Here is a 13,744-nt window from a genome sequence, read left to right as displayed (position 1 = left end):
TTTACTTTTTCGATCTAAACAATCGTCGATTGTCCTATGTGGACATTGTCATTATTGAAGTACAATAAATCATCTTTGTTTAAGATGTAATTAGAAACGAATTCCCCGACCTCGTTAGTTCCAAAACTAGTTCCAGGATTCAAATCGATTGTCACAACATTGTATTCTATAGATTTCAAAACTGCTTCATGTACTTTTTGAGCTTCTTCATGCAATCCAAAATGCTCTAAAAGCATTGCAGCTGATACGATAGAAGCAATTGGATTCGCAATATTTTTACCTTTAGCTAATGGGTGAGAACCATGAATAGGTTCAAACAAAGCATTAGAAGTACCAAAGGATGCGGATGCCAACAATCCGATTGAACCAGTTATCGCGCTGGCCTCATCTGATAAAATATCCCCAAATAAATTTTCAGTAAGTATCACATCAAATTGCTTTGGATTTAGAATAATTTGCATAGCAGCAGTATCCGCATATAAAAAATTTAATGCCACATCAGGATAATCTAAAGCAATGTTCTGAACAACCTTTCTCCATAAACGAGAAGTTTCTAATACATTAGCTTTATCTACCATTGTTACTTTATTCTTTCTTTTTTCTGCCGATTTAAAAGCTAAGTGTGCGATTCTAGCAATTTCTTCTTCGGAATATTCCAATAAATCTGAAGCGATAGTTCCTTCTTGATTTATTTTTTTCTCACTGTAATAAGCTCCACCTGTTAACTCTCGAAAAACAACAAAATCAATTCCGTCGATTATTTCTTGTTTTAAAGGAGAGGAGTTTAATAAAGTAGGATATGTTTTAATTGGTCTCACATTTGTAAAAAGACCCAATTCTTTTCTTAGCTTTAAAACACCTTGCGCTGGATTAAGTGCCGTATCTGAATTGTTATCGTATGCGGGGTCTCCTACAGCTCCAAACAAAACAGCATCAGTATTTAAACAAAGGTTTAATGTTTGTTGAGGTAACGAAGTCCCTGTTTTGTCTATAGCTGTTGCTCCTACTAGGGCGTCTTCAAAAATAAATTCATGATGGTAAACTACACCAATCGCGTACAAAGCTTTTTTTGCTTGTAATATCACCTCTGGACCAATTCCGTCTCCTGCTAGTACTGCTATTTTTAAATTCATGATGTCTATAGATATAATTTATGTACTGCTCCTAAATATTGTTATTCCTGATTGGTTTCTAATTTCTACTAATTTCAGCTTGTAATTTGCTGACTTCAATAATTTGATGAATATCTTCATCAATAACTTCTTTTTTAATATCTGCAAATTTTAAAAACTCTAGATATACAATGTCTAATTGTACTTTTGTCAGTTCGTAGCCTACCTTTTTAGCTCTGTAAGCCAAGGCAGCTCTTCCGCTTCTGGCAGTCAATACAATTGAAGATTCGTTGACACCTACTTCTAAAGGGTCCATAATCTCATAAGTAGCTCTGTTTTTTATAACACCATCTTGGTGTATCCCAGAACTATGTGCAAAAGCATTCGCTCCCACAATTGCTTTATTGGGTTGAACAAGCATTCCCATACTTTCAGAAACTAACCTGCTCATTTCATTCAGTTGCCTAGTATCTATATCAGTATATAAATTCAAATAAGGATGTTGTTTAAAAATCATCACCACTTCCTCAAGAGCAGTATTTCCTGCGCGTTCCCCTATTCCGTTAATGGTACATTCTATTTGTCTTGCTCCATTGATTGCTCCTGAAATAGAATTTGCGGTTGCCATTCCAAGATCGTTATGACAGTGGCAAGACAAAACCACGTTTTCAATACCTTTAACATTCTCTTTCAAATACTTTATTTTTGCTCCATACTCCTCTGGTAAGCAATATCCTGTAGTATCAGGGATATTTAAAACAGTTGCCCCTGACTTTATCACTTCCTCACAGACTCGAGCCAAAAATTCATTATCGGTACGACCTGCATCCTCAGCATAAAATTCTACATCTTCAACATATGATTTTGCATGTTTTACGGCGGCTTTGGCACGTTCAATTATATCTTCTTTATTTGTATTTAATTTGTGTACAATATGTGAGTCTGATGTTCCAATTCCAGTATGAATGCGGGGATATTTAGCATACTTTAAAGCTGCAGCTGCAACATCAATATCATTTTTTACTGCTCTTGTTAATCCACATACAGTAGCGTTTTTAACTACTTTGCTAATTTCAGAAACCGATAAAAAATCACCAGGACTTGAAACAGGAAATCCAGCTTCAATGATATCAACACCCATCTCATCTAATCGTCTTGCAATAACAAGTTTTTGATCTGTATCTAATTTACATCCCGGGACCTGTTCTCCATCTCTCAAAGTGGTATCAAAAATTTGAACTTTCTCTCTATTCATTTTCATTTATTTAATGTAATTTCACATCTTCATAACAAAAATAGATTTCCAAACATCGAATCTAAAACAGATTTCAACCAAATATACTGCTCATAAGGTAATTTTTAAGCAATTAACTAATTGATAATCAGTATTATACATCATATTATTTTACAATGGCTAACCATCAAAAAGATTTCTTATTTGTATTAATAAAATCTTTGTCTAAATCTGAAAAAAGACAATTTAAAATTTTTGCAAGTCGTTTGGAGACGAGTTCAAATACTAAGTTTATTGAGTTGTTCAATGTTCTAGACAAATCTGATTTGTATGATGAAAAATTAATTTTAAAAAGTGGTATAATTAAAAAAGTACAGCTATCAAACTTAAAATCATACCTTTATAAGCAAATATTAGTTAGCATCCGACTTAATATTCCTAGTCAAAATATTCGTTATCAATTAAGAGAGCAAATAGATTTTGCTACTATCTTATACAATAAAGGATTGTACAAACAGAGTTTAAAACTTCTAGATAAAACCAAAATCATCGCCTTAGAAAACGATGAAAAATTAATGGCTTATGAAATAGTTGAGTTCGAAAAATTGATTGAATCTCAATATATCACTCGAAGTATTCAGGGTCGTGCAGATGAATTAGTGATTCAAGCAAAGGAGTTGAATTACCGAAATACAATTTCTAGTAAACTTTCAAACCTTTCTTTACAGCTTTATGGCATCATGCTTAAAACAGGGTATGTAAAGAGCGATGACGAGTACAAGTATATTGATGACTATTTTAACAAACACATCGCTAAGTTTGATGAGACAAAGTTTGGTTTTAGAGAAAAGTACTGGTTTTATAATGCAAATTTATGGCGAAGTTTTTTAGTTCAAGACTTTTTATCTAGTTATAAATATGCTTATAAATGGGTTACTTTATTTTATGATAACCAGCACATGATTTTTTTAAATCCAGTTTTCTTTTTAAAGGGGAACCATTATTTATTAGAGTCTTTGTATATGTTAAAATACATGTCGAAATTTAAAGAAAATTTGACTCGATTAGAAGAAACAATAGCTGATGCTCGATTTCCAAGTAATGATAATATAGCCTCACTCTCTTTCCTCTACGTTTACAATAACAAACTTAATTTTCATATTTTAGAAGGAACTTTTGCAGAGGCGGAATACCTTATTCCTGAGATCTTAAATAAACTGAAAGTACATAATGATCATTTAGATGAGCATCATGAGATGATGTTTTTCTACAAAATTGCGAGTATATATTTCGGAAATGAAAAGTACGCGGAATGCATACTGTATCTTGAAAAAATAATTAATAACAAAAACCTTAGTATGCGCGAAGATTTAATGTGCTTCGCCCGATTGCTATGCCTTATTGCGCATTATGAATTAGGAAAGGATTATTACTTAGAAAGTCAGTTAAAAAACACTTATAAGTTTCTATTGAAAATGAATGATTTACATGAGGTGCAGAAAGAAATAATTAAATTTTTAAAAAATCTAAATTCAATTTACCCAAGCGATATTAAGAAAGAATTTATAAAAATGAGGGCTCGGTTTATAGAACTCGATAATAATACCTACGAGAAAAGAGCCTTTTTATATCTAGATATCATTTCATGGCTAGAAAGCAAGATTGAAAACCGAAAAATTAGTGATATTAGAAAAGAGAAAGCAAAATTAAGTAACCGGTAGTAAAAAGTAAAAGAGGAGTTTGTTTTGGCTCCTCTTATTTTTAAATAAATTCTTTTCGTCCCCGAATAATATCTTCAAAGGAGCAACATTTTACATATTCTTCCTCTCCATTAATAATCATGGGTAAGTATACAAACTCTACTTCTGATAAATCTTCTTTTAAATAGAATGACATTTCATCTAAATTAAAAAACCATTCAGTATCGAACTGAACTTTGTGTAAGGTAGCGTCTTTTACAAGTAGGTTTTCTTTTAATGGCTTCATCAATGGTCAAATTAATTTGAAGCAAATTTACATCATAGAATTATATTTCTAAAAAATATTGGATCAAAAAAGCTGTTTGTTTATTAGCAGATTGTTTGGATGCTGAGACAGCTATTTGCATCTCACTAAATCCATCTAGGCCACTTCTTTCGAAATTAATAGATTATATATCAACATTATAATGTAACAGTAAAAGCTATGTGTATTTTAATTATTTTTAACAATAAATCAACTTATTAATTAAATTTATACATCATGAACGGATTCTTTAAAACAATACTCGCTGGCTGGGGCGCCAAAAAATTAGGTGGTGGATGCTTTGGAACAATTATACTTTTTATAATTATATATTGGCTATTAGGTCAATTTTAATCTAAAAAAAGAGACCCAATTAATACAATTAATTGGGTCTCTTTCATTTTGTTACTTTTTCTTTTTATTTTCTTGAAGCATTAATTCTTTTATATACTTAACAGGAGCACTACCATAACTCAAGAACTTTTCATGAAAATTTTTCAAATTAAAAGATTCACCTTGCTCTTTTTTAAGCAGTTCTCTAAAGTCATATATTTCAATATATCCTGAAAAGTAAGATCCTAATTGAACTTGAGAAACGCTTACTCGCGTCCATTTACCTTCGGCCTCTGTTTGTTGCTGAAAAGCTTCCTCAATTAACAATGACATGGCTTGCTCTTTACTCATGTTTTTAGTGTGTACACCGTAATCTAAAATCATATTGCATGTAGTACGTAAATTCCATTTGTAATACATTAACCACATCTCAAGCGAATTTTTATAACCGCTCTCTAACATCATTCTTTCCGCATAAACTGCCCAACCTTCAATCATAGCACCATTGCCTAATATAGCTTTTATAATACTTGGGGATTGGTTGCTATAAATTAATTGGGTATAATGACCCGGAATCGCTTCATGAATATTTAAAATTTGTAGTACGTAGTCATTGTATTCCCTTAGGTAACTTTCTGCTTTTTCTGCTGACCATCCGTTTAAGCTACCTACGTTGTAATACGTATTAGCATTTTTATCATAAGGACCAGGTGCAGATATAGAAGCTCCTGCTACACCTGCCATATAGGCCGGTTCTTTACGAACAACCAATGGTTTAGAAGGATCGATGTTCAATAGATCTTTTTCTTTAACATAAGCAGCTAATTCAGGAATTTGCTTTTCAATTTCTGATTGAAATTTTGCAGGTGTGGTATGTTGTAGTGAAATTTTATCAATGACTCTTTTTATCAACTGTAATTTATCAGTTGGCTTAACCTCCTTTTTCATGTATTTTGGCCATAACGAATCTGCTAAAACAAACATTTTTTCATGTAAATCAATTTTATGAGCTACTGCTTTTGCATAAACCGTGTCTGCACTAAAACTTGATTGGATCTCTAGATTAAATTTAGCATCATACAATTCTTTACCTAATCTAAAAGAACGAGGCGTTGTGTTTTCTAACTCTTTTAACCAGCTTACATAGTTCTTTATGGCAAGGACTGCCGCTTTAGCTTTAACTCTAATTTCTTCCTTCTCATTGAGAGCTAATTTACTTTTGTTTACAGCAGAATTTAAGTCCTGCTCAAATACTGCAATACCACCTAAATTTTGATCTATAGCAAGTGCTGTGTGCTCAAGAGTTGGATTTTTAATGTTCTTTTTTGCTGCTTCATAATAAGCGGGAACTGCTTTTAATTTTGTGTTTATACTGCGTAGGCGTACTTCTAGTGTATCATATTTGCCGTTTAATATTTCAGCAAATGCACCACTAACATTGTATTCAGCAGGATTCCATTCGTTTGATTTTAATTTATCTATATTAAAAATTACATCTTTTAATTGATTTTGGATAATATGAAAATCGATTATATTATTGTCTGACAGACTTTTTATGGGATAACGCTGTAAAGAATCAAGTTGCGAATGTGCAAAATCAAGTTGTTTCTTTTTGAAAACAGAGTCATTTACTACCAAAATACTATCTCCTTTATGAAACCCTTGACTAGACGCCCAATCAGGATAAATATCCCAAAGACCATTTATAAAACCTTCTTTATATTTTTCAAAGGCAATATTAGAGTCAATAACTGTTGATTTTTCTGCTTTTTTATTACACGATACTAATAAAGTGATAAGTAGGAATGCTAAAACTATTTTTTTCATTGGTATTATTTTAAGATTTTAAAGGTAAAAAAACTGTTTGAATAATCAGCAAACAACTACTTTTAAACAAAATAAAAAGTCGCAACATAGCGTTACGACTTTTAAGAGTTAGTTTTATGTGTAGCTGTTAGTATGCTATTAGGTCTAATAACACACTTTCAAAACGGCCTTTGGGTAAATACTGATCTTCTAAGGCTTTCGTAAACGGTATTGGCGTATCTAAACTTGCCACACGTTTTATGGGAGCGTCCAAATATTTGAAACATTCTTCCATAATCATTGCTGATATGTCACTAGCAACACCACCAAAAAGCGAGTCTTCTTGATAAATAACAACTTTTCCTGTTTTCATTACCGATTTAAAAATAGCTTCAGTGTCTAAAGGTTGTAATGTTCTCAAATCCAATACATCTGCGGAAATAGTTGTTTTTTTATCTAAAGTTTCTAATGCCCAATGTACTGCTGCTCCAAACGAAATTACAGTAACATCAGTACCTTCCCTCAATAAAGCTGCTTTACCAATTGGTAAGGTATAATAATCCGTAGGTACATCTTGGTAAACAGAACGATACAATTGCTTGTGCTCAAAAAATAGCACAGGATTGGGATCGTTGATTGATGCATTTAATAATCCTTTTGCATCAAAAGGGAATGCAGGGTAAACAACCTTTAGTCCTGGAGTTTTAGTAAACCAAGCTTCATTAGTTTGTGAATGAAAAGGCCCTGCTTGAGTGCCTCCACCGCAAGGCATACGCACCACAACGTCGGCTTTTTCTAACCAGCGATAGTGTGATTTAGCTAGTAAATTGACAATTGGATTAAATCCTGTTGAGACAAAATCAGCAAACTGCATTTCGACAATAGCTTTGTAACCGTTGATCGATAATCCCATTCCAGCCGAAACTACAGCACTCTCACAAATAGGTGTATTAATAACACGTTCTTTGCCAAATTGTGCTACAAAACCATCGGTGATTTTAAAAGCGCCTCCATATTCAGCAATATCTTGTCCCATAATAACCAAGTTATCATGACGCTCCATTGATTGTTTTAAACTACCCGAAATAGCATCTATAAAACGTATTTTTTCTTTTTGTTCTAAGGGATTAACTTGTTCAAATGTATACGGTTTGTACACATCATTTAATTCCTCACTTAACGATGCTTCAAGTTCAGGTTCAGCATTGGCTATAGCCAAACTTTCATCTATATCCTTCTTGATTTCCGAGCGCAAACTTTCGTCAAATTTGTCTGTTAATATTTTATTTTCCTTTAGAAACTTTCTGTAATTTTCAACAGGATCTTTAATTGCCCACTGATCCATTAATTCTTGCGGAACATATTTTGTACCACTCGCCTCTTCATGCCCACGCATTCGAAAGGTTTTAAATTCTAATAAAACAGGACGCGGATTAATCTTCATGGAAGCTTTCAAATCAGATAACAAATTATAAACCTCTAATATGTTGTTTCCATCGACTATATGACTTTCCATTCCGTATCCCTTTCCTTTGTCGGCAAGGTTTTCACAACGGTATTGTTCATTTGTAGGAGTCGAAAGTCCGTATCCATTGTTTTCGATAATAAATAATACTGGTAATTCCCAAACCGAAGCAATATTCAAAGCTTCATGAAAATCTCCTTCGGATGTTGCACCTTCTCCAGTGAATACTGCTGTTACTTTTCCGTTTTTCTTTAATTTATTTGCTAAAGCTATCCCATCAGCAACACCTAGTTGTGGTCCTAGATGCGAAATCATACCTATTATCTTGTATTCTTGTGTTCCAAAGTGAAAACTACGATCTCTACCTTTAGTAAAGCCGTTTCCTTTTCCTTGCCATTGGGAGAATAAGCGATGTAAAGGAATATTTCGTCCAGTAAAGACACCTAAATTGCGATGCATGGGAAGTATATATTCGTCAGGATCTAAAACCGCTGTAACTCCAACTGAAATGGCTTCTTGTCCAATTCCTGAGAACCATTTAGAGACTTTACCTTGGCGAATTAAAATTAACATTTTCTCTTCGATAAGCCTAGGAGTTAAAAGTCTTTTATATAAATCTAAAAGGGTTTCATTACCCAGATTACGTTTATCAAATATCATTGTTGATGGTTTTATTCTTATCTCAAAGATAAAAAAATATAACACTTTAGGATTATAATGTTATATTATTTTATTTTGTTTATAACTTTTGAAAAAATGATTTAAAAATAATCAATACCTTTGTTAAAGCAAAGTTTAAAGGCTTTGTATCTTATAAAATAATATTTTAAAGTATGCAAAACATTCCTAGTGTTGACTTGCGTGATTTCCTGTCGGATGACCCGGCACGTAAACAAAAATTTGTAAATGAAATCGGAAGTGCATTTGAAGATATTGGCTTCGTAGCACTAAAAGGTCATTTTTTAAATGATCAATTGGTAGAAGAATTGTATGGTGAAATAAGAAATTTTTTCGCTTTACCTTTAGAAACAAAACGCAGTTATGAGATTCCAGGCATTGGGGGTCAGCGTGGTTACGTTTCTTTTGGTACAGAACATGCAAAAGGAAGAAAAGAAGGAGATTTGAAAGAATTTTGGCATTTCGGTCAGTATGTGAGCGAAAATTCAAAATACGCTTCAGAGTATCCTGAAAATGTAACTGTAAATGAGTTACCCAAATTCAACGCAGTTGGTAAAGAAGCCTACCAAATGTTAGAAAAAACCGGTGTTTATGTTCTTAGGGCATTGGCATTGCGTTTAGGTTTAGATGAATTCCATTTTGACGATTTTGCCAAAGACGGAAATTCTATTCTGAGACCAATACATTACCCACCTATTACTTCAGAACCAGCAAATGCAATTCGCGCTGCTGCTCATGGGGACATCAACTTGATTACCTTATTAATGGGTGCGCAAGGAAAAGGACTACAGGTTCAAAACCACAACGGAGACTGGATTGATGCCATTGCTGAACCTGATGAGTTAGTTATTAATGTAGGTGATATGTTATCACGTTATACGAACAACAAATTGAAATCTACAATTCACCAAGTGGTAAACCCACCAAGAGAATTATGGGGAACTTCAAGATATTCGGTACCGTTTTTTATGCACCCAGTGAGCGACATGCCACTAAATTGTTTAGAAAATTGCATCGATGCAGAACATCCAAAACAATTTGATGATATTACTGCCGGTGATTACTTGTACGAACGTTTAGTAGATTTAGGTTTAATAAAAAAATAATCCCTAATTTTACTTCTAGTATTAAAAGACATTGAGTTTACTTAATGTCTTTTTTCTTTTTGCTCTCTATTGCTAAATTTCAAATGTTGTTTGGTACGAAGATATTGAAAGCAGATTTAAACATAACCACATCATAATTAAGAAAATAAATTATGGACTTACAAGACCAATTAAAAAACCTTTTCCCAGATCACGAGCCGGCTCCTGTAGAAGCAACGGAAGAAGTTCCACATGAATTATACGTTCAAAAAGAACCTATGATTTGTAAATTCGAAAAAAGAAAAGGCAAAGCAACCACCATTATTGAAGGTTATGAAGGAAGTGACGAAGATTTTAAAATCTTAGCCAAAGAAATTAAAACTAAACTAAGTGTTGGAGGCACTTTTAAAGATGATTCTATTATCATTCAAGGAGATTACCGGGATAAAATAATGGAGATTCTGAAACTAAAGGGATTCAAAGTAAAACGTGTGGGCGGATAAATACACTGCTTTAAACTAGCTTGAAACCTTAAACTTTAAACAAAAAAAACACATGATACAATCATCAGAATTAATATTAAACCCAGACGGAAGTGTATATCACTTGAATCTGAAACCAGAAAACATTGCCAATGACATTATCTTCGTAGGCGATCAAAATCGTGTGGAAAAAATCACACAATTCTTTGATAGCGTCGAATTTTCGACTCAAAAAAGAGAATTCAAAACGCAAACAGGAATATTCAAAGGTAAAAGAATCACTGTGATGTCAACCGGGATAGGTCCTGACAATATTGATATTGTAATCAACGAACTAGATGCACTAGTAAATATAGATTTAGAAACCCGCAAACCAAAAGAAAAACTTACCTCGTTAAATATTATCCGCATCGGAACATCAGGCTCTTTGCACGCTGATATTCCCGTAGATAGTTTTGTGATGTCTAAATTTGGATTAGGACTTGATAATATGCTTCGTTCCTATCTTATTGATGAAGTTTCGAAACTAGCAATGGAAGATGCCTTTGTAAAACATACAAATTGGGATGTGCGCAAAGGAAAACCATACGTTATAGCCTGTTCAGAGAAACTTGAAAAAATCATCGAAAGTGACAAAATGCATAAAGGAATAACTGCTACAGCTGGTGGTTTTTACGGACCTCAAGGTCGCGTGCTGCGTTTGAATATTCAAGATGAAAAACTAAATTCTAAAATGGATAATTTTAAATTTGAAGATAATAGAATAACTAATCTTGAAATGGAAACTGCTGCAATATATGGTCTTTCGGCACTTTTAGGACATAACGCCTTGTCCCTAAATGCTATTATCGCTAATCGCGCTTCGGGAACTTTCAGTGAAGATCCATACAAAGCAGTAGATGAATTGATTGCTTATACATTGGATAAACTGGCACAGTAATATAAATATTGTAATAAATTAAAAAAGTTAGCAAATCAATTTGCTAACTTTTTTTTAAAATATGCTCTCCTTTAATATAATCTGATGGTCGTTGTCTAAGGATTTTGTAAAAAGTATTACTAAAACTCGGTACACTATTATAACCTACAGCTAGAGCCACTTCATTGACCGCAAGGTTTTTTTCTAATAACAATTCAATCGCTTTCAAAATTCTTCGAATCGTGAGATATTGTATAAATGACATTCCTAAATCTTTTTGAAATAATCGATATAAAGAACGTTCACTAAATCCAAATTGAATCGCTAGCTTAGAAAACAAAATGGTTTCTCCTAAATTTTCATCTAAGTAATTAACTATTTTTATTAGTCGGACATCTTTTGAAAAAGGTAATGATAAGGGCAAATTATTCAAACAAATAGTTGGCAAAATTGCTTTTATTGCTTTTGTTATATCATATTTTCTGCTTCCTTTAATTAAATTACCATCCCATCTATTGGTAAAAAGCATCATTTGAAGCAACAAATCATTGACTGGATAGATCCCCTCACTTTCATAAAAAGCATGCTCATGCTTCTTAACCGGAAAATATAAATTTCTCATGATTACGTTTTCAGAATTGGTATGAATACTGTGCTCCACTCCCGCTGGAATCCACATAAAATGGCGGGCAGGCAAGAAATAAGTATTTGTTTGCGTAATTACATAAACAATACCACCTTCAGTATATAACATTTGAGCTTTTTCATGTTTATGAGTCGGAATAAGTAATTCACCCATTAAATCATGATGACAATAAATACTTTTTTTATCGATGTCAACTTTATTTATATAATACTTTTCTTCAATCATTTATTGTGTTTATGGTGTCCGAAATGGACAAATATTTGTCTTTTTAAGATATTTCGTCAGTTGTAAATTTCTGTAATATTGTAATATTGATAAATTAAAATATCTAATATTTTTAATTCATCAATAAAACATACCTATTATTATTAAAATCCTTACTTAAAATAACAATTATGCACTTAGAGCGAATTCGATTTCAAAGTTACAAAGACATAATAATTTCTGCACAAGAAGCTGCCAGTTTTTTAAAAGATAAAATGGTAGTAGGCACTAGCGGATTTACAAAAGCTGGCGATAGCAAAGCGGTGCTTCCAGCATTTGCAAAAAAAGCAGAATTTGAAAATGTAGCTATTACACTTATTACCGGCGCCTCTTTAGGACACAATACGGATGCTGATCTAGCCAAAAATAATGCATTATATAAAAGAATGCCTTTCCAGGCTGATAGTTCACTTAGAAATAAAATTAACGAAGGTGAGGTATTATTCATAGACCAACATCTAAGTGAGACTGCAGAATTATTGGAAAATAAACATTTACCAAAACTTGATTTTGCAATTCTGGAAGCTACTTACGTTGACGAACAGGGAAATATTGTACCCACAACCTCTGTGGGAAATTCAGCCACTTTTGCACACTTAGCAGATAAAATTATTATTGAAATAAACGCCTCTATACCTTTAAATTTTAAAGGATTGCATGATGTTTTTATTCATGATAAATATCCGAATAGAGATGTTGTCAATATCAAATCTGCAGACGATCGAATTGGAGTCGATTATATAACTATTGATCCTAAAAAAGTAGTGGGAATTGTGTTTACAGAACTTCCGGATAGCGCTGCCTTATTTAGTGCCCTAGACGAAAAAACAACTGCGATTGCTGATCATCTTTTAGCATTTTTTAAAAATGAAATCGAAGTTGGGAGACTAACAAAATCATTAATGCCTTTACAAGTAGGTATTGGAAAAGTTGCCAATGCAGTGATGTCAGGATTTTCAAGAGGGAATTTTGAAAATTTAGTCATGTATTCTGAAGTATTGCAAGACAGCACCTTTGAATTATTCGATTCTGGAAAAATGGATTTTGCCTCGGCATCATCAATTACCGTTTCTGAAGCCTGTTACAAACAAGTGCTAGAAAATTTTGATCAGTATAAAGACAAAATGGTTCTCCGTCCTCAAAACATTAGTAATTCGGCCGAAGTAATACGAAGATTAGGAATTATAGCTATTAATACCGCTATCGAATTTGATATTTATGGTAATGTAAATTCAACACATATTTCAGGGACTAATATGATGAATGGCATTGGTGGGTCTGGAGATTTTGCCCGAAATAGTTTTTTAAGCATTTTTGTCACGCAGTCTGCTTCTAAAGAATTCAATGCAATATCTCATGTAGTACCTATGGTTCCTCATATAGATCATACAGAACATGATGTAGATATTCTAGTTACTGAACAAGGTTTAGCTGATTTAAGAGGTTTAGCACCTAGAGAACGTGTAAAAGTGATAATTGAAAATTGTGCTCATCCAGATTACAAAGAGGAACTATCTGATTATTACAATCGGGCATGTTTAGGTGGTGGACAAACTCCTCACTTACTTCAAGAAGCTTTTTCTTTCTATACCCGATTTGCAAAAACTGGAAGTATGAAGCAAAAGAAAGCGATTGAATTATCTAACTAATTCTATATTTTTCAGTTTTTATTTTGTTGATTCCCTATTCATTTTTCTATGTTTAGGGAATTTTTTT

Annotated in this window: 11 protein-coding genes; 5 read left to right on the top strand and 6 right to left on the bottom strand. The window is 32.9% G+C overall.

From position 1 onward, the window contains the following. Window positions 1–14: 14 nt before the first annotated feature. Window positions 15–1,133, bottom strand: a complete 1,119-nt coding sequence (gene leuB / locus H8R22_RS10590) for a 3-isopropylmalate dehydrogenase (protein ID WP_187010350.1) — start codon at window positions 1,131–1,133, stop codon at window positions 15–17. Window positions 1,134–1,191: 58 nt separating this feature from the next. Then, complete coding sequence (locus H8R22_RS10585; protein WP_187010349.1) at window positions 1,192–2,367, bottom strand: 2-isopropylmalate synthase; 1,176 nt, start codon at window positions 2,365–2,367, stop codon at window positions 1,192–1,194. A gap of 155 nt (window positions 2,368–2,522) precedes the next feature. Between H8R22_RS10585 and H8R22_RS10580 the strand changes: the two genes are divergently transcribed. Next, window positions 2,523–4,067: a hypothetical protein gene (locus tag H8R22_RS10580; protein ID WP_187010348.1), complete on the top strand. Its 1,545-nt coding sequence runs from the start codon at window positions 2,523–2,525 to the stop codon at window positions 4,065–4,067. A 40-nt stretch (window positions 4,068–4,107) separates the two neighbouring features. Here H8R22_RS10580 and H8R22_RS10575 read toward each other — a convergent pair whose 3' ends face one another. The 3 genes from H8R22_RS10575 to H8R22_RS10565 form a co-directional block, all read right to left on the bottom strand. Further along, the gene (locus H8R22_RS10575) at window positions 4,108–4,332 is read right to left on the bottom strand and encodes a hypothetical protein (protein ID WP_187010347.1); all 225 of its coding nucleotides are present in this window, start codon (window positions 4,330–4,332) and stop codon (window positions 4,108–4,110) included. A gap of 423 nt (window positions 4,333–4,755) precedes the next feature. After that, window positions 4,756–6,510 (bottom strand): DUF885 domain-containing protein, encoded by a 1,755-nt coding sequence (locus H8R22_RS10570; RefSeq protein ID WP_187010346.1) that lies wholly within the window; start codon window positions 6,508–6,510, stop codon window positions 4,756–4,758. Between the two features lie 127 nt (window positions 6,511–6,637). Beyond that, on the bottom strand, window positions 6,638–8,614 hold the full coding sequence (locus H8R22_RS10565) for an alpha-ketoacid dehydrogenase subunit alpha/beta (protein WP_187010345.1): 1,977 nt from the start codon (window positions 8,612–8,614) through the stop codon (window positions 6,638–6,640). Between the two features lie 173 nt (window positions 8,615–8,787). On the opposite strand from H8R22_RS10565, the gene H8R22_RS10560 reads away from it, so the two are divergent. The 3 genes from H8R22_RS10560 (at window position 8,788) to H8R22_RS10550 (ending at window position 11,139) form a co-directional block, all read left to right on the top strand. Beyond that, window positions 8,788–9,738 carry an isopenicillin N synthase family dioxygenase gene (locus H8R22_RS10560; protein WP_187010344.1) on the top strand — a complete coding sequence of 317 codons (951 nt, stop codon included), beginning with the start codon at window positions 8,788–8,790 and terminating at the stop codon, window positions 9,736–9,738. Between the two features lie 152 nt (window positions 9,739–9,890). After that, window positions 9,891–10,220, top strand: coding sequence for a translation initiation factor (locus tag H8R22_RS10555; RefSeq protein ID WP_187010343.1), 330 nt, complete (start codon window positions 9,891–9,893; stop codon window positions 10,218–10,220). A 52-nt stretch (window positions 10,221–10,272) separates the two neighbouring features. After that, window positions 10,273–11,139 carry a nucleoside phosphorylase gene (locus tag H8R22_RS10550; RefSeq protein WP_187010342.1) on the top strand — a complete coding sequence of 289 codons (867 nt, stop codon included), beginning with the start codon at window positions 10,273–10,275 and terminating at the stop codon, window positions 11,137–11,139. Window positions 11,140–11,182: 43 nt separating this feature from the next. Here the strand turns inward: H8R22_RS10550 and H8R22_RS10545 are convergent, their stop codons facing one another. Then, entirely contained in the window at window positions 11,183–11,989 is an 807-nt protein-coding gene (locus tag H8R22_RS10545) for an AraC family transcriptional regulator (protein WP_187010341.1), read from the bottom strand. Between the two features lie 170 nt (window positions 11,990–12,159). On the opposite strand from H8R22_RS10545, the gene H8R22_RS10540 reads away from it, so the two are divergent. Next, on the top strand, window positions 12,160–13,677 hold the full coding sequence (locus H8R22_RS10540) for a succinate CoA transferase (protein ID WP_187010340.1): 1,518 nt from the start codon (window positions 12,160–12,162) through the stop codon (window positions 13,675–13,677). Window positions 13,678–13,744 lie beyond the last annotated feature (67 nt).

The organism is Flavobacterium kayseriense, assembly GCF_014305095.1.
GTDB classification, from domain to species: Bacteria; Bacteroidota; Bacteroidia; order Flavobacteriales; family Flavobacteriaceae; genus Flavobacterium; species Flavobacterium kayseriense.
The sequence above is the reverse complement of the archived record's forward strand: the minus strand, read 5'-3'. Positions and strand labels throughout refer to the sequence as shown.

Coding starts and splice junctions, on each gene's coding strand:
- leuB (WP_187010350.1), bottom strand. CDS start 1,133: ATGAATTTAAAAATAGCAGTACTAGCAGGAGACGGAATTGGTCCAGAG.
- H8R22_RS10585 (WP_187010349.1), bottom strand. CDS start 2,367: ATGAATAGAGAGAAAGTTCAAATTTTTGATACCACTTTGAGAGATGGA.
- H8R22_RS10580 (WP_187010348.1), top strand. CDS start 2,523: ATGGCTAACCATCAAAAAGATTTCTTATTTGTATTAATAAAATCTTTG.
- H8R22_RS10575 (WP_187010347.1), bottom strand. CDS start 4,332: ATGAAGCCATTAAAAGAAAACCTACTTGTAAAAGACGCTACCTTACAC.
- H8R22_RS10570 (WP_187010346.1), bottom strand. CDS start 6,510: ATGAAAAAAATAGTTTTAGCATTCCTACTTATCACTTTATTAGTATCG.
- H8R22_RS10565 (WP_187010345.1), bottom strand. CDS start 8,614: ATGATATTTGATAAACGTAATCTGGGTAATGAAACCCTTTTAGATTTA.
- H8R22_RS10560 (WP_187010344.1), top strand. CDS start 8,788: ATGCAAAACATTCCTAGTGTTGACTTGCGTGATTTCCTGTCGGATGAC.
- H8R22_RS10555 (WP_187010343.1), top strand. CDS start 9,891: ATGGACTTACAAGACCAATTAAAAAACCTTTTCCCAGATCACGAGCCG.
- H8R22_RS10550 (WP_187010342.1), top strand. CDS start 10,273: ATGATACAATCATCAGAATTAATATTAAACCCAGACGGAAGTGTATAT.
- H8R22_RS10545 (WP_187010341.1), bottom strand. CDS start 11,989: ATGATTGAAGAAAAGTATTATATAAATAAAGTTGACATCGATAAAAAA.
- H8R22_RS10540 (WP_187010340.1), top strand. CDS start 12,160: ATGCACTTAGAGCGAATTCGATTTCAAAGTTACAAAGACATAATAATT.